We start from the raw sequence: 18,826 nt of genomic DNA on the forward strand, positions 1-18,826 counted from the left end.
CACATTCAGCCCATCGTTACAGAAGGGCGAACAACACATGCTGGTAGAAAACAGCCACACTCCCGATGCCTTGACCGAGGCATTCGCAACCGTCGACGGCCTTATGGCCACGGGCAAATTTGCGCGCTCTCTCAGCGTGATGCTGCCCTTTGTACAATCTGGTGAGCTGGATCTTGGCCTGCTGGAACGTACCGCAGACTGCTTTTTCGAGATGCGCGACTATGACAATGCGATCAAGGTCATGCGCCATGTGGTCGAAAGCTACCCCGAGGATGCGGCGGCCTGGGGCAAGCTGGGCCTCATGCTCCAAAGCAAGGGAGACCTGTCGGGCGCGACGCAGGCCTTTGAGGAGGTCCTCAAACGCAACCCCAATTCGGTGCCCGCTCTGACGGCCCTCAATGGGATTGAGACTTTCTCTGTCGACAGCCTTTATGCACAGAGAATGCTGGCGCTGTCCGAACGTGACGATCTGGACAGCAACCACCGTGCCCTGATCCATAACGCGCTGGCCCAGATCGCGCATGCCTCTGGCGAGGCGGACGTTGCGTTCACGCTGTTCCAGTCGGCCCGTCAGGAAGTGGCAGGTCCGTTTGCACCGGCGATCTTTGACGAAATGGTCGCCGAACAGGAGCAAATGTTCGAGCCGCGCCCGCCCTCTGAGGATGGCTCGATGCTGCCGAAATTCGTCTTTGTTGGCGGTATGCCGATGGCCGGCACCGGTCTGGTAGAGCGTATCCTGGCAAAGCACCCGGGCGTGTTCAGCGTTGGCGAGAACTCTGCGATGTCGCGCACCCATGGTGCCATTCGCATGCATCTGGCGAAAACGAACCGCCCGTGCAACTACTGGGACTGGATGGACCAGCTGAGCGCAGAAGAAATCGACATCTTCCGCCAGTATTACCTGGAGCGTGCTCTGGGTGGTCAGGTTGCCGGTGGCAAGACGATAGTGGATGCGCATCCGCTGGGCTGTCTTGAGTTTGCGCTGGCACAGTTCCTGTTCCCGGAGGCAAAGTTCATCTTCATGTCGCGTCATCCGATGGATACGGCACTGGCCAATATCGCCTCGAACGTGCTGAACGGCAACGCGCTGGCCTCGCGTCCGGAGTGGATCGCCAATGTGATGCGGACGGTTTATGCGTCTGCCACCAACTATGCGGCAACGCTTGGTGATGCGATGCGCATGCAGTCCTACGCCGCGCTGGTCGAGGACTCGAAAGCGCAGATCAGCACGCTGCTGGAACATGCAGGTCTTGATTTCAAGGAAGCGTGCCTGTCGCCTGTCGCGCTCTGTGACCTTGATACCATTGGCAAAAAGCTTGGTCAGGAAGAACTGTCGCCGGATACGCAAGGTCAATGGCACGCCTATGAGGAGCACCTTCAGCCTGTGCTCGATGCGCTCGGCGGTGAACGTTGGGTTGAAGCTTGGGAAAGCTTTGACGCAACCCTGCGCTGAACGGCTCAGGACCATGCGTGGCGGAAGAATCCCCGCGCATGATCCGATGCGGATCGGCCATATCGAAAGGCCTCACCCGATCTGGGTGAGGCCTTTTGTTTCGAATCTCAGTTGCCTGCGCCGCGTCGCCGCGGCGTTCGAGACATTATTCGGCTGCAATCTTGATGACGGGCTCCATGCTCTCGAGGATATCGTCGCTGAGGTGACATTTGATCTGATGCCCGCCCGCCAGCGTGCGGATCGGCGGCACCTCCTTGTCACAGAGCCCGTTCGGAACCTGAGACTTCCAGCGACAACGAGTCTGGAACGGACAACCTGACGGCGGGTCCATAGCCGAAGGAATGTCCCCCTCCAGCACGATATGCGTTTTCTCGATCGAGGTGTCGGCAATCGGAACCGCCGACAGCAAGGCTTCGGTATAGGGATGATAGGGGGGCGAGAATACCTGATCGGTATCGCCCAGCTCGACCACATGGCCGAGGTACATCACCATCACCCGGTCCGACAGGTAGCGCACGATCGACAGATCATGGGAAATGAACAAGAGTGTGGTCTTCTCATTGCGCTGGATTTCCATCAGCAGATCGGTCACCGCCGCCTGCACGGACACATCGAGCGCCGAGACGGGCTCATCCGCCACCACGATGCGTGCGCCACCGGCAAAGGCGCGGGCGATGCCCACCCGCTGTTTCTGACCGCCAGACAGCTGCCGCGGCATGCGATCTGCAAAGGCGCGGGGCAGTTTTACCAGATCCAGCAGTTCAAGCATGCGCTGTTTGCGCGCGCCATCGCTGTCGCCGATGCCAAAGATCTCCAGCGCCCGAATGATCTGACGGCCGACGCTCATCGACGGATTCAGCGTGTCAAACGGGTTCTGGAACACCATCTGCACGTCGGCAATGGTGCTGGCATCACGGTTCTGGATCGGGATCTGTTCGATGTTGTGATTGTCCAACAGGATCTCGCCTTCGGTGGCCGTCTCCAGCCCCATCAGCACCTTGGCGAACGTTGATTTGCCACAGCCTGACTCGCCGACGATGGCAAGGGTCTCGGATTCGCGGGCCTCAAAGCTCAGGGTCTCATTGGCCTTGACCACTTTCTTGGCACCACCACCAAACAGCGCGTTGGCGGCCACCTCGTAGTATTTCTTGAGGTTGTCCATCTTCAGAACGACCCGGCCCGGCTCGGTCTTGGCCTTTTGTTCACCCACGTCGATGGGGGCGTTCCAGTCGATTTCCTGAAACTTCAGACAGCGGGTGTGGTGGCGTTCGTTGTCGGGTACCGGCTCCATCAGAATGTCACCTGCATCACAGCGCCCGGCCTCGAAGTAATCGCAGCGTGGACCGAAGTTGCAGCCTGTGGGGCGTTCATGGGGCAGGGGGAAATTGCCGGGAATAGCCACCAAGGGGCGCGCGTTCTTGTCGGCACCGGGCAGCGGGATCGAGCGGAACAGCGCCTGCGTGTAGGGGTGACGCATGTCATCGAACACATCCTCGATCGAGCCACGCTCCACCGCCTCGCCGGAATACATCACGCAAATCCGGTCGCAGGTCTCCAGCACCAGGCCGAGGTTATGCGAGATGAACAGCATCGATGTGCCGTATTTCTTGCCCAGATCCTTGACCAGTTCGACCACGGAGGCCTCCACGGTCACGTCAAGCGCTGTGGTCGGCTCGTCGAGGATCAGCAACGACGGTTTCGACATCAAGGCCATGGCGATGACGATACGTTGCTGCTGACCACCCGAGAGCTGATGCGGATAGGAGTTCAGCATCCGCTTGGGGTCAGGCAATTTCACATCTGTCACGACCTCAAGCGCCCGGGCATGGGCGTCTTTCTCGCTCAGGCCTTCGTGGATCATCGGCACTTCCATCAGCTGTTTGCCGATCTTCATCGCCGGGTTCAGGGAGGCCATGGGCTCCTGGTAGATCATCGCGATCTCATTGCCCCGCACGTCGCGCAGCTCTTCCGTACTCATCTCCGACAGATCACGGCCCTTGAACTTGATCGAGCCACCAACCACGCGTCCGTTCTTGCCCAGATCCTGCATCACGCCCAGCGCTACGGTGGATTTGCCGCAGCCGGATTCGCCGACCAGACCCACCGCCTCTCCGGGTTGCACGGCGACAGAGAAATCCATCACGGCGGGAATTTCACGCAGGCGGGTGAAGAAGGAGATCGACAGCTTGTCAATCTCGAGGATCGGACCGTCATACTCTGCAAGTTTGCTCATCTTGGTCTCCCTGGTGGGCCGGTCGAAGTCTCACGTGCTTCTTTTGGCCCAATATATCTCGGGGTCCGGGGGCAGCGCCCCCGGCTATGATTGTCTCAGTCCTTGAGGCTTTCTTCGCGCAGTCCATCGGCCAGCAGGTTCAGCCCCAGCACCAGGCTCATCAGCGCCACGGCGGGCGGCAGGGCCGGATGCAGGTAGATCGACAACAGCTTGCGCCCATCATTGATGGTCGACCCCCAGTCCGGGCTTTCCGGCGGCAGGCCGAGGCCGAAAAAGCCGAGCGTACCCAACAGGATCGTGGTGTAGCCGATGCGCAGGCAGAAATCGACGATCAGCGGGCCGCGCACGTTGGGCAGGATCTCCCACAACATGATGTACCAGGCGCGCTCGCCGCGGGTCTGCGCGGCCGCTACATAGTCGCGTGTCTTGATGTCCATGGCGAGCCCCCGGACAATCCGGAACACGGTGGGCGAGTTCACGAAGACCACCGAGACAAACACCACCAGCACACCGCCGGGAATGTCAAAGAAGTCGAGCGGCCAGAAGTCGATCTTGCTGCCATTTTCATTGATCAACGACATGTACAGCAGGAAGATCGGTACCAGTACGATCGCCAGCCACATGTAATCCTTGCCGGGCTGGGTGCGGAACCGCGAGTGGATCAGCACGCCGCAGAACACCATCGGGAAGGCAAAGAGCACCACGGCCATGAACTGCGGCAACCCCGTTGCCACGATCTCGGGTGTCACCAGCAGGTAGAACAGCAGGATCACCGGGAATGCGAGGATGAGGTTGGCGAGAAAAGACAGCAGCGTGTCGAGGCGACCGCCGTAATAGCCCGCCGGCAGACCGAGTGTGATCCCTACCATGAAGGCAAAAAGCGTGGCGAGCGGGGCGTATTTCAGCACCTCCCAGGCGCCCTTGACCATGCGAGAGAACACGTCGCGTGCCAGGTTGTCGCCGCCGAGCAGGTACCAGGCATATTCGCCTTCTTCGGCTCCGCGCAGGGGCGTGCCGGGCACCTTGTTCTTCATACCCGAGGCCTGTCCCAGCGGATCATGGGTGGCGATCAGGTCCATGGCGCCAAAGATGCCGGTGAACACCCAGAACATCACCAGTCCAAAGCCGATCATCCCGATGGGGCTGTCGAAGAGTTTGCCATAAAGGCCAAGCCGCCGCTTGAAGGTGATCGAAAGGGCGAAAAGCACCACCAGCGCAGTCCATGTGGGCAGCATCTGCCGCGACATGGCACCGACGATCCCCGCGCTTGTGCCCAGGATCAGTCCGAACAGCAAATAGGCAAGGGACAGGATGGCGACCACCAGAAAGGTAAGTTTGACGCCGAGGTTCGCCATCGCTTGCGGATTGCCCGCGAGGGTGAAGGAGCCATCGGCGTTGGCCACCTGCCGGGTGCCGGCACTGATGACGGATGTGATGATCCAGATTGCCAGCGCTGCGACCAGCAGCACTAGCGTGATCTGGTAGATCGGGTTCAGGAAGGCAAGAGCGCCAGTCCAGGTCAAGGGATCCATGAAATGCCTCCTGCCTTATGAGATACGAATACGTGGGTTCAGGAACACATAGCCGATATCGGAAATCAGCTGCGTCAGCAGAACCACCACGACGGAAACAACAGAGACGGCGAGCAGCAGCTCGATGTCATTGTTGCTTGCGGCCTCGACCAGCGCCCAGCCAAAGCCCTTGTAGTTAAACAGGCTTTCCACAATCACCACGCCGTTCAGCAGCCAGGGAAATTGCAGCATAATGACGGTGAAGGGGGCGATCAGCGCATTGCGCAGGGCGTGTTTCAGAACGATGTTGGGAAAGCTCACGCCCTTCAGCCGTGCGGTGCGGATGTATTGGGCTGTCATCACCTCGGTCATCGAGGCCCGGGTCATCCGCGCGATGTAGCCCATGCCGTAGAGCGCGATTGTCAGCACCGGCAGGAAGAAGTTCTCGAACGTGGGATTCTCCATCGCCGCCGTTGCGGTGCCCTTGAACCATTTCAGCCCCACGGTGGAGGAGGCAAAGACCGCGATGAAAATCACCCCGGAGACATATTCCGGCGTTGCGGTGGTCATGATCGAGAGCGTCGACAGCGACCGGTCAGTGGCAGAGCCTTCGCGCATGCCCGCAAGAACGCCAATGATCAGCGCCGAGGGAACCATCAGGATCAGCACCCACATCATCAGGTAACCAGTGTTGCCGAGCCTGGTTTCGATGATGTCACCGACACCTGTCTTGAAACGAGTGGAATACCCCCAGTCACCCTGGATGATGCCACAATAACGTGGTGCGGTGGCGGCCTCGTCCGGTGTTGCGGTGCCATCAATACATCGTCCGGTGACCTCACCGTCAGCTGTGCGGGTCCATCCGGGCATGACGCCAAGCCATTGGCCGTACTTCACGACAACAGGTTGCGCATAGCCATTTTTCTCCAGCCAGCTTGCGACGGCCTCGTCCGACATGCGGAAGTTGCCTTCGGTCTTGGCGAGCTTTTCAAGGTTTGGATAGAGATTTGTCAGAAAGAACACGATGAACGTCAGGCACAACGCCGTAATGATCATCACGCCTGAACGACGTAATATGAATAGTCCCATTTGATCCCCTGCAGACTGGCGGTCAGCTGGCCCTGATGCGTGCCGGAACTGGGTCTTCCGGATCGGGGGGCCGTCTTATTGTTTGGTCTTATCGTTGATAGCTGGCCGCCCCCGGCACAGAGGTCGGGGGCAAGCCAAGAGGATGTGGCCGATCAGAGATCAGGCCGCCCAGCCCCATTTGTAGTGGTGATGCTCGTAGGAGATGTGCATGTCCGCACCGGTGACGCCTTCGCGCATGTGGCGGAACAGCGATTTCCAGTAAGGCTGAATGGTCACGCCTTCGTCCTGGATCAACTTTTCGGCCTTGGCGACGACTTCGCGACGCTTGTCGACATCGGCAATCGCCAACGCATCGGCCAGAAGCGCGTCGAACTCTTCGTTGGCCCAGCCGAACTCGTTCCAGGCCTCGCCGGAGCGGTAGGCCAGAGCCCAGATCTGCACGCCAAGCGGACGGTGGTTCCAGTTGGTGGAGCTGAACGGATACTTGGTCCAGTCGTTCCAGAAGGTGGAGCCGGGCAGAACAGTGCGCTTCACCTTGAAACCCGCGTCGCGCAGCTGCGCGGCCACGGCGTCGGTGGTGTTCTTGCGCCAGTCGTCGTCGATGGAGATGATCTCGTGCTCGAAATCCATCATGCCGGCTTCTTCCATCAGGGCGCGGGCGCCTTCGACATCGACTTCCTGCTTGGGCAGTTCAGCATATTCTGGGTGCGCCGGGCCGACATGGTGGTGTTCGGCGACAACACCGCGGTTGCCATAGCCCAGTTCCAGGCAGACATCATTGTCGATCGCCATCTGCAAGGCCTTGCGCACGCGCTGATCGGCATAGGGCTTCTTGCCATCGATCTCGGCCAGCTGGTTGGGACGGATCACGATGGTGGACATGGTCACAACTTCGGACTTCACAAAACCCAGCGAGTCCATCACGTCGATGAATTCACCAACGGATTCGTAGAGCATGTCCACTTCTTCCGCTTCCAGCGCGGAGAGCCAAGAGGACGGGTCGGTGCCGAAGTCGATGTATTCGATGCTGTCCAATGCGGGACGACCAAAGACCTCTTCGCCCCACCAGGTGTGATCCTCGTTGCGGGTCAGGGTGCATTTTACGCCGACCTCGAGTTCGGAGATCAGATAGGGGCCGGTGCCGACCGCGTTCTGTGCATCATCCGCGCTAAAGCTGGCATGGGTGATCGCCGCCGGGTAGTCCGCCATGCCCGGAATGATCGAGATGTCGGAGTTCGGCAGCTTCAGCTTCACGGTGTGGCTGTCGACCACCTCGATTGCGCCCTCGATCGCTTGGTTGGTGTCGGGGTCGATCAGGGTGCCGAAACGACCGGCCATGGAGTTGCCTTCCATGCCCTTATCGCACCATCCGGCGATGTTGCGCGCGACGTCCTCGGCGGTGAAGTCATCGCCGTTGTTCCACTTCACGCCCTTGCGGACATTCAGGGTGTATTCATCGGCGCTGTCGTTGACTTCCCAGCTTTCCAACAGCATCGGGGTGAAAGAGCCGTCGTTGTTGTACTCGACCAGATATTCCAGCGTGCCGCGGCTCTCGTTGCCGATTTCGGACCAGTCATAGGTGCGCGGATCCTTCAGGCCGCGGACGTTCATCTGCACCCGGATGGTGCCGCCTTCCTGCATGTCGCCCGCAGCGCGCGCCGGGGCGGTCAGGCCGATCATCCCATATGCGGCTACAGCCGAGACGCCCAGAGCGGTGGCACGGGTCAGGAATTCACGCCGGGACAGCTTGCCAGACTTAAGTTCCTGCGCGTGCATCTCTGCCGCCCAATGGGTGGTCGAGCTCTTGAGTGTGGTGGTGGTCATCGATGTCTCCCTGTTCTAGACATGTGTTGGGCGGGCGTCCGCGCGAGTGTGGCCCCCATGCGCCGGCAATGCTGTGTCGTGCTGAGGTGTTTGAATTGTCACAATGTTTCTCCAACCCCTCTATACGGCATCAGTTGAGCCATGAGGTCAATGCACAGTATCGGCACTCAAGAGCAAAAATGCGACATTTTCTACGTCGTTTTTGTGAAATCGACAGGACTGTACAGCACGCGGGTTAAGCGGCGAGATTTCAGTGACGCATGGCCTGAGGGCCGGGGTCCTTCCGCGCAAGCTTGCGCAGGGCGCTTGGCGTTTCGCCGGTGTGCTGAGTGATGAAGCGCGTGAAATATGCAGCGCTCCCAAAGCCCAAACTCTGTGCAATGTCGCGCATTGGCAATGTGGTCCGGATCAGCAAACTACGTGCGGCGTGCAATTGGCGTTCCGTCAACAGCGCCGCAGCGGTCTTGCCGGTTTCCTGTCGGCAGACGCGGGTCAGATGCGTTGGCGTCACGTCAAGCTCGGCCGCATGTCCGGCCATGTTGAAGGCCCCTTCGGCATCCTGAGCCAGCCGGGCGCAGAACGCTCGGCACAGACGACGTGCAGCATGCGCCCTGTTGTTTTCGGGCGCCTTCGCCCAGAGCCGCTGCAGCTGGATGCCGACAAGATCTGCGTAGCTGCAAATCGCGCGTGCGGCATGATCGTCATCAAGCTGCTGTTCGCGCAGCATCGCGTCGAAAAACGCAGTAAGGCGCGCTTGCTCTTGCATGTCATTTATGCGGATCTGCATTGGCGTTTCGGGCAACCCGCAGGGCATGGTCTCGTCGATGCGCAACACCTGACCAAAGCTCTGACGACCAATTTCGAGAGAGAACAAGGTGCGAGCGGGTATACAAAGCACCGTGTGCGATCCGAAACCGCGACAGTGTCCATCCAGCAATGCACGCCCCTGACCGCGTGTGACCCACACCAGCAGGTGGCAGTCGCGCTCATGCGCCAGTTCGATCTGCCATGCGCCGCCGGACAGAAGCCGTAGCAGAGGGCTGACGTCCAGTGGTCCAGAGGCGTTTGGGTCAAAAGGCATGGCGGAGCTGACTGTACTTTTTGCGTAGCTGATCAGACGACAGTGACTCGCGCCGATGATTCGATCAATTTTATTGCAAGGTTTACCGGCATTCCGGCGGTGGCCGTCCGTTTTGTGGGATTTTAGACCCGTTTTTACAATTCAGGGGTGATTTTTGCCCATTTCGACATTCGTGACCGAAACCAACTGCGCTGCCGTTTGGCGTATTGCCGGGTGGCGATCGAGGCCTGCTCCTCGGCCTCCGACAGGCTGAGCGTGCCAGACAGATAGGCCATCAGCTCCGGCACGCCGATCGCCTTGCAGGAGGGAAGCGCCGGATCGTAGCGCTCCAGCATCGCGCGCGCTTCATCCAGCGCCCCCTGATCGAGCATCTGGGCAAAACGGCGACGGATGCGTGCTTCGAGCCACTCCTTGTCGGTCTCCATCACCAGTCCGGTGCAGGCGGTACGCGGCAGCAGGGGCGGCGGCGTATCATCCTGCCAGTCGGCGAGAGGACGGCCCGTGGCCCGCAACACTTCCCAAGCCCGCTGCACACGGGCGCGGTTTTGCATGTCGATGCGGTCAGCGGTCCTCGGGTCCAGGTCCTTGCTCAGGTCCTCAAGGCTGAGGCGATCCCCTTCGGTGCGGATCTGCGGTGGGGTGGCGGGGATCTCCGCCAGTCCTTCGGTCAGCGCGAGAAAGTAAAGACCGGTCCCCCCGACGATAATGGGGCGCTTGGGACCCGTTAGGAGCGGGGCCACCTCACGGAGCCAATGTCCGGCAGAGTAGGGAGCATCATAGGCCAGATGGCCATATAGCATGTGCGGCGCCCGGGATTCGTCCGCCGGCGACGGGCGTGCGGTCACCACGCGCCAACAGTCGTAGATCTGACTGGCATCCGCATTGATGATCACCCCGCCATCCCGTTCGGCGATCTCAAGCGCCAGTGCGGATTTGCCCGATGCGGTGGGACCGGCAATCAGCACAGGTAATTCGCTGGAGATTTTATCTAGGTCCATCAATGTCTTCCGCTACAGAATTGGTTCGGGGCAGGGCCGCCTGAGGCCGGATCGGCAATAATCCGGCCGTTCGGATTGATCCTTGGCCGCTTTTGCTTCATTTTGCCGCGAGATTTAACCCCGACATATTGCGGAGCGCAACATGCCCCAGAGCTCAGATCAACCGGACGTCTCGACGGCCGCAGGCTATAACCGTGTGATGTTGAAGATTTCCGGCGAGGCCCTCATGGGGACGCAGGGTTTCGGCCTGCATCCGCCAACCGTGCGCAGAATCGCCCAGGAAGTGAAGTCCGTGCATGATCTCGGCGTCGAGATCTGCATGGTCATCGGCGGCGGCAACATCTTCCGCGGCCTGTCTGGGTCGGCGCAGGGGATGGAGCGTACCACTGCAGACTACATGGGAATGCTGGCCACCGTGATGAACGCGCTGGGGATGCAGTCGGCGCTGGAGGATGAAGGTGTCTTCACCCGTGTCATCTCGGCCATTCGGATGGATGAGGTTGCAGAACCCTACATTCGCCGCCGTGCCGTGCGCCACCTGGAGAAAAAGCGGGTCTGCATCTTTGCCGCAGGCACGGGCAATCCCTATTTCACCACCGACACCGCCGCGACGCTGCGTGCCAACGAGATGAACTGCGAAGCCATCTTCATGGGCAAGAACGGTGTTGATGGTGTCTACGACATGGACCCCAAGACCAACCCTGAAGCCAAACGCTACGACAGCATCAGCTATGATGATGTGCTCGCCAAACGGCTCAAGGTCATGGATGCCTCGGCAATCGCACTGGCGCGGGACAACAGCCTGCCGCTGATCGTCTTTAGCCTTGATGAACCGGGCGGGTTTCGCGGCGTTCTGGCCGGAGAAGGCACCTATACCAAGGTTCACGGCTGAACCGCGTGAGGGGCTTTGGGACAGGGCGCGGGTCGGTGTTGCGATGCGCGTTCTGCCTGCAAAATTGCGTTCAACTGCCGGTTTCGCGGGTATTTACCCACTGAGATCGCTATACAATACACATATGATGGCGTAATAGCCGTCCTCAAGACCGCCTCAAGCAAGGGGAGAGCAGCATGTCTGAAAACTTCGAACTCGACACCGACGATCTGAAGCGCCGCATGGACGGTGCCCTGGCCAACCTGAAAACCGAATTTGCATCTTTGCGGACCGGGCGCGCCTCTGGTTCCATGCTGGAACCGGTGATGGTGGATGCCTATGGCTCGATGACACCGATCAACCAGGTGGGCACCGTGAACGTGCCGGAGCCTCGCATGGTCACCATCAACGTCTGGGACAAGGGCCTGGTCAACAAGGTGGAAAAAGCGATCCGCGAAAGCGGGCTTGGCATCAATCCGCAGCTCAATGGCACCATCATCATGCTGCCGATTCCGGAGCTGAACGAGGAACGTCGCCGTGAACTGACCAAGGTGGCGGGCCAGTATACCGAACACGCCCGTGTGTCGATCCGCAACGTGCGCCGCGACGGCATGGACCAGATCAAGAAAGCCAAAGCCGACGGTATGTCCGAGGATGACCAGAAGTTCTGGGAGGCCGAGGTGCAGGAACTGACCGACAAGATGATCAAGGTCATCGACGACGCGTTGGAAACCAAACAAGCCGAAATCATGCAGGTCTGATCAGCCATTATGTCACTCGGGACGAACCGCGGAGCCCCGGCCAAGGCCGGAACAGACACAGCGTCACCGGGCTCCGGTGGCGGCCCGAGGCATGTGGCGATCATCATGGACGGCAATGGCCGTTGGGCGCAGATGCGCGGGCGGCCACGGTTGTTCGGCCACCACGCAGGCGCCCGACGGGTGCGCGAGGTGGTCGAGTGCTGCCCGGGCCTTGGCGTCAAGTACCTGACGATATTTGCCTTCTCGACCGAGAACTGGAAACGCACACAGGTGGAGGTCGCGGGCCTCATGAGCCTGTTTCGCCGCTATATCTCCAAGGAGATGAAAGCGCTGGCCGCCAAGAATGTCAGGGTGCGGTTTATTGGTGACCGGGTCAAACTCGATGCCAAGCTGATCCAGCTGATGGATGCGCTGGAACGAGAGACGGCGGGCAACGATGGCACGCATCTGACCATCGCCCTGAACTACGGTGGACGCGACGAGGTCGCCCGCGCCACCAAAAGGCTGGCACAGGATGTGGCGAGCGGCAAGCTGGATCCCGAAAGCGTGGATCAGGAAACCCTGCCGCGCTACCTTGACACCCATGTACTGCCGGACCCCGATTTGGTGATCCGGACCTCGGGCGAGGCGCGGATCTCGAATTTCCTGCTGTGGCAGTCTGCCTATGCCGAGTATGAGTTCATCGATACGCTCTGGCCCGATTTCACTGCCGAGGAACTGGGGCGGTTGTGCAGCAGCTATGGCCGTCGGGACCGTCGGTTCGGCGCGGTCAAGACATGAGTGCTCATGGCTCTTCGCCAGGTCCCAAGGCGGGGCGCTGGTCCGATCTCGGCGCACGCACGCTCTCTGCCATAGTGTTGCTTGGCTTGGGGGGCGCATCCATCCATTTTGGTGGCGTGGCCTTTGCGGTCTTCGTCTCTGTTGCTGTTGGGGCAGTGTTCTGGGAAATGCTGCGGATGTACGACGCTGACCTGTCGCTCTCCGCCATCGGTTGCGGGGCGGTTGCCGCGCTGACAGTGTTCGTGTCCTCCTTTCTGCCGCTTGTGGTGACGCCTCTTGTCCTGGCCTTTCCGCTGGTGTTTGGCGCCTGGATACTCGAACGCCAGCGTCGGTCCTTTCTGACAATGGCAGGGTGGGTGCTGTTTGGCGGGTTTGGCCTGATCTGGCTGCGAGAGGCTTACGGTGTCAGCTGGACCTTCTGGCTCATCTGCGTGGTGGTTGCGACGGATGTTGCGGGATACTTCGTTGGCAAGCATTTTGGCGGGCGCAAGTTCTGGCCTGCCGTCAGCCCTAAGAAAACATGGTCCGGTACAGCGGGGGGCTGGGCCGCTGCTGCGGTGGTCGGGCTGCTGTTTGCGCTTCTGGCGGGACTGCCTGCAAACCTCACCTGGATCTCCGCCCTTGTTGCCATGGCGAGCCAGGCCGGCGATATCGCCGAAAGCGCGCTGAAGCGACGTTTGAACGTCAAAAACTCCAGTCAGCTCATTCCGGGGCATGGCGGCGTGTTTGACCGCTTTGACGGTATGCTGGGCGCGGGCGCCCTGTGTTTCCTGATCGCCATCACCTGGGGGTGACCCCCTGATCGCGTCCAGCGCGTTGGACGGATGAAAAACGAGTTTCTGATGCGAAAAATATCTATTTTCGGGGCAACCGGCTCCATCGGGCAGAACACCATTGATCTGATCCGACGTGATCCCGAGGCCTATGACATCGTGGCACTGAGCGGCGGGCACAATATTGCGCAGCTTGCGCGCGATGCTATTGAGCTACGCGCCGAAGTTGCCATTACCGCGCACGACCACCGGTTGCCAGAGCTGCGCGCAGCGCTTGCAGGCAGTGATGTCGAAGCGGCGGCCGGCGCAGATGCGCTGGTGGAGGCCGCAAGCCGTCCCGCCGACTGGATCATGTCGGCGATCGTCGGGGCGGCGGGGCTTGCACCGGGGCTACGGGCGCTGGAACAGGGCAGCACGCTGGCGCTCGCCAACAAGGAATCACTGGTGTGCGCCGGACGGCTGTTGATGAAAACCGCAGAAGCGCACGGTGCCCGTATCCTTCCCGTCGACAGCGAGCATTCCGCAGTGTTTCAGGCGCTTGTCGGCGAGCGGATCGACGAGGTCGAGCGGATCATCATCACCGCTTCCGGTGGCGCATTCCGAGACTGGCCGCTTGCAGATTTGAGGACCGCGACTTTAGCGCAGGCGTCGTCCCACCCCAATTGGGACATGGGGCAGCGGATCACCGTGGACAGTGCATCCATGTTCAACAAGGCGCTGGAAGTCATTGAAACGCGAGAGTTCTTTGGCGTGGCACCTGAGCAGATCGAGGTGCTGGTGCATCCGCAATCACTGGTGCATGCGCTGGTCGGTTTCCGAGATGGCGCCTTAATGAGCCATCTTGGTGCCCCCGACATGCGGCATGCCATCGGGTATGCGCTGCATTGGCCTGAGCGCCGCGCGCTTCCCGTGGCCCGGCTGGATCTGGCCTCCATCGGCCAGCTGGAGTTTCGCGCGCCGGATCTGGCGCGGTATCCGGCGCTGCGTCTGGCGCAGGAGGTGATGCGGCGCGGTGGTCTGTGCGGTGCGGCCTTCAATGGCGCCAAAGAACGCGCGCTTGATCACTTTATCGCGGGTCACATTGGCTTTCTGGACATGGCCGACATAACTGAGCAGGTATTGGCGTCGCTGGAGGCCGAGCCGGGTCTTATTGACGCCTCAATGACACTTGAAAACGTCACCCGAGTTGATGGTTTGTCGCGTGATGCGGTGGATCAGGTTGTGACGCAACGAACAGGATAGAGTTTTGGACGCAGTATCTCTGGTCTCGCAACTGGGCGGGTTCCTCTACACGGTCGGCAGTTTCGTCGTGGTGCTTTCGATCATTGTGGCCGTGCACGAATATGGCCATTACATCGTCGGGCGTTGGTGCGGCATCCATCCGGAGGTGTTCTCACTTGGCTTTGGTCCGGTGCTGGCCAGCCGTGTCGACAAACGTGGCACCCGCTGGCAGTTGGCCGCGTTCCCACTTGGCGGGTTTGTGAAGTTCCTCGGGGATGCGGATGCCGCCTCGGGCAAGGATGCGGGGGCGATTTCCGCAGCCGAGACCGATCCGGAATTGCTGCGCAAGACCATGCATGGTGCCCCGCTCTGGGCGCGGGCTGCGACAGTGGCGGCAGGGCCGATCTTTAACTTCATTCTGGCGATTGTCATCTTTACCGGCGTGAACCTCAGCCGAGGTCAGATGCAGGAACCGCTGGCCGTCGGGTCGATCAAGGATCTTTCGGTAGAGGGCTATACGCTTGAGCCCGGAGACGAAATCCTGGCGGTGGCTGGTATCGAGACGCCGGATTTTTCGGACGGTGTGGCATGGCGCGCGTTTGAGGGCAGCGTGCCGGTTGAAAAGATACTGGATTATCGCGTGGCGCGTGATGGCAACGAGATGGTGGCGCGCGGCCCTTATCTGATGCCGAGCATCGTGACCGGTGTGGCCCCACGCAGTGCCGCATCTGATGCAGGTCTGCGCGAAGGCGACGTTATTGTCGCCGTGGATGACGGGGAAATCTTCGCGTTCTCTCAACTGAAGGAACGGGTCGAGGAGGGGGAAGGCGCACCGCTGTCTCTCACGGTCTGGAACGCAGGTGAGACGCGGGAGCTGATCCTTAGCCCGCGCCGCACGGACGAGCCAACGGCAGACGGTGGTTTTCAGACCAATTGGCGTATCGGCATTGCCGGCGGGCTGGCGTTTGAACCGGCCCGCGAATCCGTGTCGCCTTGGTTGGCGGTCGGGCAGGGGGCGGCTCAGGTCTGGCGCATGATCGAGCAATCTCTGTCCGGGTTGAAGCATATGATCACTGGTCAGATCAGCACCTGCAACCTCTCCGGCCCGGTTGCCATCGCCGAGATGTCGGGCACGTTGGCGAGCCAAGGGGCGGTGAACTTCATCTGGCTCATCGCGGCACTGTCTACGGGGATTGGCCTCTTGAACCTGTTTCCGGTGCCGGTGCTAGACGGCGGACATCTGGTGTTCTTCGCCTATGAGGCCATCACGGGCCGCACGCCCAATGACCGGGCCATGCAGGTTCTGATGATGATCGGGCTGACCATGATCCTTGGGTTGATGTTGTTCTCCGTCAGCAACGATCTGCTGTTCTGCTGAGCGCGCAAATGATCAGGCATAGGGGCTTTGCATGGCGCATCTGCCCCTTTGCTGCCCCGATCTTGCCACAAATCCGAACTATCATTGGACCGTGAGTGAGTGATTCCGGCCCGCGGGTCGGAGGATTGAGCGATGGGGAGCAATCATGCAAACGCTACAGCAGTCCTGTGCCGGGCTTGGCCTGTTGGCCCGCCTCAATGCAGACCGGGTCTTGTTTATCGGGGCCATCACCGCTGCGATGGCGGTTGGAACGTGGATCGCCTCTGTTTTTTGAGACGGTAGGAAACGCGACATATTTTCCGGGGCTTACATGGCCTCCTTGTGTGAGAAAAGCAGCGGTCGTCGCCCCGCTGCTTTTCTTGTTTTTGACAACCGCGTGTAAACCCGGTACGCACTTTTCAAGCTGCTATAATAATTGGGTTTAAACTGATGATCTGGGGGAAAAACGCGGCATCTGCCCGTGATGCGCGCCGGGAGAGTGAAATGTCCGTTTCTAATAAAGGTTTTCTCGGGTCCACCGCACTTTCCGCGGTACTTGCCTTCGGGATTGGCTTGGCGCCAATGTCCCTGCAGGCTCAGGACTATCGGTTCACGAATGTTCGTGTCGAAGGCAACCAGCGAATACAAAGCTCGACCATCGTTGCCTATACGGGCCTTGGTCGCGGCGAAACGGTCAGCGCCGGTGCCTTGAATGATGCCTATCGAGGCGTGTTTGACAGTGGTCTGTTCGAGGCGGTGGAGCTTGTCCCCCGCGGCAACACCCTGGTTATCAAGGTGGTGGAATATCCGACCATCAGCCGGATCAATTTCGAAGGCAACAAGCGCCTGAAAGACGATGCGCTGTCCGAGGTGATTGAATCCTCGCCGCGTCGTGTGTTCAGCGCCGATCAGGCAGAGCGGGACGCCGGAGCGATCGCTGACCTGTACCGCGCTCAGGGGCGTTTGGCCTCCAGAGTGACGCCGCGCATCATCCGCCGGAACGACAACCGCGTCGACCTGGTGTTCGAGATTTCCGAAGGCGATACCGTCGAGGTGGAGCGCGTCTCCTTGGTGGGCAACCGCGCCTTCTCCGACCGGCGTTTGCGTCGGGTTCTGGAGACCAAGCAGGCGACATTCCTGCGTGCTCTGATCAACCGCGACACGCTGATCGAAGACCGGATCCAGTTTGACCGTCAGGTGCTGACCGATTTCTACCGGTCGCGTGGTTATGTCGATTTCCAGGTCAACAGCGTCAACGCTGAGGTGACGAAGGAACGCGATGCGGCCTTCCTCGTTGTGGACGTGACCGAAGGGCAAAAGTTCGAGTTCGGCGACATCACCGTGACCAGCGAGTTTGCCAATGCCGATCCGGATGTCTATCGCAGCCAGCTGCGCCTGAAGCGTGGGGTGACATACTCTCCTCTGGTGATCGAGAATGCCATCGAAACGCTGGAGCAATTGGCCGTGCGCCAAGGGATCGACTTCCTGCGGGTCGAGCCGCGCGTCACCCGCAATGACCGCGACCTGACGCTGGATGTGGAGTTCGCGATGGTGCGAGGCCCACGGATCTTTGTTGAACGCATCGACATTGAGGGCAATACAACCACGCTTGACCGGGTGATCCGTCGTCAGTTCAAAATCGTCGAGGGCGATCCGCTCAATCAACGTGAGATCCGCAACAGTGCGGAGCGCATCCGCGCGCTTGGGTTCTTTGCTCAATCCGAAGTGGACGTGCGGCAAGGCAGCACACCGAATGATGTCATCGTGGATGTCGACGTTGAAGAGCAGCCTACCGGGTCGTTCACGCTGGGCGGGTCCTACTCGGTGGATGATGGTATCGGGGTCGCGATCGGGATTTCCGAAAACAACTTCCTTGGTCGCGGTCAGCAGCTGTCATTCAATATTTCCACAGCGCAGGATACCGAAGAGTATAAGTTGCGGTTTGTAGAGCCGAAGCTTTTGGGCCGGGATCTGCAATTCGCCATTGATCTGGGTCTGAGCGAAACGGAATCCAGCTACTCGGAATACGACACATCCTCTGTGATCTTCCGCCCCTCGATTACCTTTGATGCCAGTGATACGACGTCGCTGCAGCTGCGCTATGCGCTTGACCTCGACGAGATGAAATCGCGTGGCCTCGATAGCAACGGCAATGATCGGGCGGGTCCGGTGCTGCGAGCTGACATCGCTGAAGGCAAACGCACCACCAGCTCTATCGGTGCGACGTTTACCTATGATAGCCGCCGCACCGGGTTGAACCCGACAGCGGGCTTCTTGATCGAAAGTGGCCTCGACTATGCCGGCCTCGGCGGGGATAACGAGTATATCCGTGCGACCAGCAAGATTGTCGCGCAGAAATTGGTGTTCAACGAAGAAATCACCCTGCGTGCCACCGTTGAGACCGGATATCTCGGTTGGCTTGGCGACAACAAGAGCCGGACCATCGACCGTTTCCTGCTGTCATCGGACACGCTGCGTGGCTTTGAGCCGGGCGGGATTGGCCCTCGGGATATGTCTGGAAGCTATGACGATGCGCTTGGGGGCAACCTCTACGCTGTTGCACGATTCGATGCAGAGTTCCCCTTGGGTCTGCCTGAAGAGCTTGGGATCCGTGGTGGTCTGTTCTATGACGTTGGCAACCTCTGGGGGCTGGATGACTCGAACGCCGCAGCCGGTAGCAATGTCGTTGGGCGCGGTGGATCGTTCCGTCATGTGGTCGGGTTCTCGCTGTTGTGGACAACTGGTCTGGGTCCGCTCCGGTTCAACTTCTCCAAGGCGCTGTCCAAGGAAGAGTTCGACAAAGAGCGGAATTTCGACCTGACCATTCAGGCACGGTTCTGACACCTTGCGACGGACCCTCGTAGTTCGAATGTT

15 protein-coding genes are annotated in these 18,826 nt (G+C 60.0%); 9 read left to right on the plus strand and 6 right to left on the minus strand.

Features of this window, described 5'->3' with window-relative positions:
* Positions 1-37 precede the first annotated feature (37 nt).
* A complete protein-coding gene (locus R1T40_RS04840; RefSeq protein WP_317386076.1) occupies positions 38-1,453 on the plus strand; it encodes a tetratricopeptide repeat-containing sulfotransferase family protein in 1,416 nt (471 codons plus the stop codon).
* Between the two features lie 145 nt (positions 1,454-1,598).
* Here R1T40_RS04840 and R1T40_RS04845 read toward each other — a convergent pair whose 3' ends face one another.
* The 6 genes from R1T40_RS04845 to miaA all read right to left on the minus strand — a co-directional run bounded on the left by R1T40_RS04845 (position 1,599) and on the right by miaA (position 10,189).
* Complete coding sequence (locus R1T40_RS04845) at positions 1,599-3,686, minus strand: ABC transporter ATP-binding protein (RefSeq protein ID WP_317386077.1); 2,088 nt, start codon at positions 3,684-3,686, stop codon at positions 1,599-1,601.
* A gap of 95 nt (positions 3,687-3,781) precedes the next feature.
* Complete coding sequence (locus R1T40_RS04850; protein WP_317386078.1) at positions 3,782-5,218, minus strand: ABC transporter permease; 1,437 nt, start codon at positions 5,216-5,218, stop codon at positions 3,782-3,784.
* 15 nt (positions 5,219-5,233) lie between these two features.
* On the minus strand, positions 5,234-6,286 hold the full coding sequence (locus R1T40_RS04855; RefSeq protein WP_106164016.1) for an ABC transporter permease: 1,053 nt from the start codon (positions 6,284-6,286) through the stop codon (positions 5,234-5,236).
* 159 nt (positions 6,287-6,445) lie between these two features.
* Positions 6,446-8,110 (minus strand): ABC transporter substrate-binding protein, encoded by a 1,665-nt coding sequence (locus R1T40_RS04860; protein ID WP_106164017.1) that lies wholly within the window; start codon positions 8,108-8,110, stop codon positions 6,446-6,448.
* Positions 8,111-8,360: 250 nt separating this feature from the next.
* Positions 8,361-9,191, minus strand: a complete 831-nt coding sequence (locus tag R1T40_RS04865; protein ID WP_317386079.1) for a helix-turn-helix transcriptional regulator — start codon at positions 9,189-9,191, stop codon at positions 8,361-8,363.
* A gap of 134 nt (positions 9,192-9,325) precedes the next feature.
* Positions 9,326-10,189 (minus strand): tRNA (adenosine(37)-N6)-dimethylallyltransferase MiaA, encoded by an 864-nt coding sequence (gene miaA, locus R1T40_RS04870; protein WP_317386080.1) that lies wholly within the window; start codon positions 10,187-10,189, stop codon positions 9,326-9,328.
* A 142-nt stretch (positions 10,190-10,331) separates the two neighbouring features.
* On the opposite strand from miaA, the gene pyrH reads away from it, so the two are divergent.
* The 8 genes from pyrH (at position 10,332) to bamA (ending at position 18,793) form a co-directional block, all read left to right on the plus strand.
* Positions 10,332-11,081, plus strand: a complete 750-nt coding sequence (pyrH, locus tag R1T40_RS04875; protein WP_106164020.1) for a UMP kinase — start codon at positions 10,332-10,334, stop codon at positions 11,079-11,081.
* Between the two features lie 176 nt (positions 11,082-11,257).
* Entirely contained in the window at positions 11,258-11,821 is a 564-nt protein-coding gene (gene frr / locus R1T40_RS04880; protein ID WP_106164021.1) for a ribosome recycling factor, read from the plus strand.
* Positions 11,822-11,830: 9 nt separating this feature from the next.
* Positions 11,831-12,601, plus strand: coding sequence for an isoprenyl transferase (locus tag R1T40_RS04885; protein ID WP_207796924.1), 771 nt, complete (start codon positions 11,831-11,833; stop codon positions 12,599-12,601).
* A complete protein-coding gene (locus R1T40_RS04890; RefSeq protein WP_317386081.1) occupies positions 12,598-13,395 on the plus strand; it encodes a phosphatidate cytidylyltransferase in 798 nt (265 codons plus the stop codon). Before R1T40_RS04885 ends, R1T40_RS04890 begins: the two co-directional genes overlap by 4 nt.
* Positions 13,396-13,443: 48 nt before the next feature.
* Entirely contained in the window at positions 13,444-14,616 is a 1,173-nt protein-coding gene (gene dxr, locus R1T40_RS04895) for a 1-deoxy-D-xylulose-5-phosphate reductoisomerase (RefSeq protein ID WP_317386082.1), read from the plus strand.
* A gap of 4 nt (positions 14,617-14,620) precedes the next feature.
* Positions 14,621-15,973 (plus strand): RIP metalloprotease RseP, encoded by a 1,353-nt coding sequence (gene rseP / locus R1T40_RS04900; RefSeq protein ID WP_317386083.1) that lies wholly within the window; start codon positions 14,621-14,623, stop codon positions 15,971-15,973.
* A gap of 145 nt (positions 15,974-16,118) precedes the next feature.
* Complete coding sequence (locus R1T40_RS04905; protein ID WP_317386084.1) at positions 16,119-16,247, plus strand: hypothetical protein; 129 nt, start codon at positions 16,119-16,121, stop codon at positions 16,245-16,247.
* A gap of 209 nt (positions 16,248-16,456) precedes the next feature.
* Positions 16,457-18,793 (plus strand): outer membrane protein assembly factor BamA, encoded by a 2,337-nt coding sequence (bamA, locus tag R1T40_RS04910; protein WP_317386085.1) that lies wholly within the window; start codon positions 16,457-16,459, stop codon positions 18,791-18,793.
* The last annotated feature ends 33 nt before the right edge of the window (positions 18,794-18,826 follow it).

Origin of the sequence: Tritonibacter scottomollicae, from assembly GCF_032924845.1 — a bacterium.
GTDB classification, from domain to species: Bacteria; Pseudomonadota; Alphaproteobacteria; order Rhodobacterales; family Rhodobacteraceae; genus Epibacterium; species Epibacterium scottomollicae.

What these genes read in the sequence shown, in the direction of transcription:
- R1T40_RS04865 (WP_317386079.1), bottom strand. Translation starts at nt 9,191, where the DNA reads ATGCCTTTTGACCCAAACGCCTCTGGACCACTGGACGTCAGCCCTCTG.
- R1T40_RS04845 (WP_317386077.1), bottom strand. Translation starts at nt 3,686, where the DNA reads ATGAGCAAACTTGCAGAGTATGACGGTCCGATCCTCGAGATTGACAAG.
- R1T40_RS04860 (WP_106164017.1), bottom strand. Translation starts at nt 8,110, where the DNA reads ATGACCACCACCACACTCAAGAGCTCGACCACCCATTGGGCGGCAGAG.
- dxr (WP_317386082.1), top strand. Translation starts at nt 13,444, where the DNA reads ATGCGAAAAATATCTATTTTCGGGGCAACCGGCTCCATCGGGCAGAAC.
- R1T40_RS04840 (WP_317386076.1), top strand. Translation starts at nt 38, where the DNA reads ATGCTGGTAGAAAACAGCCACACTCCCGATGCCTTGACCGAGGCATTC.
- frr (WP_106164021.1), top strand. Translation starts at nt 11,258, where the DNA reads ATGTCTGAAAACTTCGAACTCGACACCGACGATCTGAAGCGCCGCATG.
- miaA (WP_317386080.1), bottom strand. Translation starts at nt 10,189, where the DNA reads ATGGACCTAGATAAAATCTCCAGCGAATTACCTGTGCTGATTGCCGGT.
- R1T40_RS04850 (WP_317386078.1), bottom strand. Translation starts at nt 5,218, where the DNA reads ATGGATCCCTTGACCTGGACTGGCGCTCTTGCCTTCCTGAACCCGATC.
- R1T40_RS04855 (WP_106164016.1), bottom strand. Translation starts at nt 6,286, where the DNA reads ATGGGACTATTCATATTACGTCGTTCAGGCGTGATGATCATTACGGCG.
- R1T40_RS04885 (WP_207796924.1), top strand. Translation starts at nt 11,831, where the DNA reads ATGTCACTCGGGACGAACCGCGGAGCCCCGGCCAAGGCCGGAACAGAC.
- bamA (WP_317386085.1), top strand. Translation starts at nt 16,457, where the DNA reads ATGTCCGTTTCTAATAAAGGTTTTCTCGGGTCCACCGCACTTTCCGCG.
- pyrH (WP_106164020.1), top strand. Translation starts at nt 10,332, where the DNA reads ATGCCCCAGAGCTCAGATCAACCGGACGTCTCGACGGCCGCAGGCTAT.
- R1T40_RS04890 (WP_317386081.1), top strand. Translation starts at nt 12,598, where the DNA reads ATGAGTGCTCATGGCTCTTCGCCAGGTCCCAAGGCGGGGCGCTGGTCC.
- R1T40_RS04905 (WP_317386084.1), top strand. Translation starts at nt 16,119, where the DNA reads ATGCAAACGCTACAGCAGTCCTGTGCCGGGCTTGGCCTGTTGGCCCGC.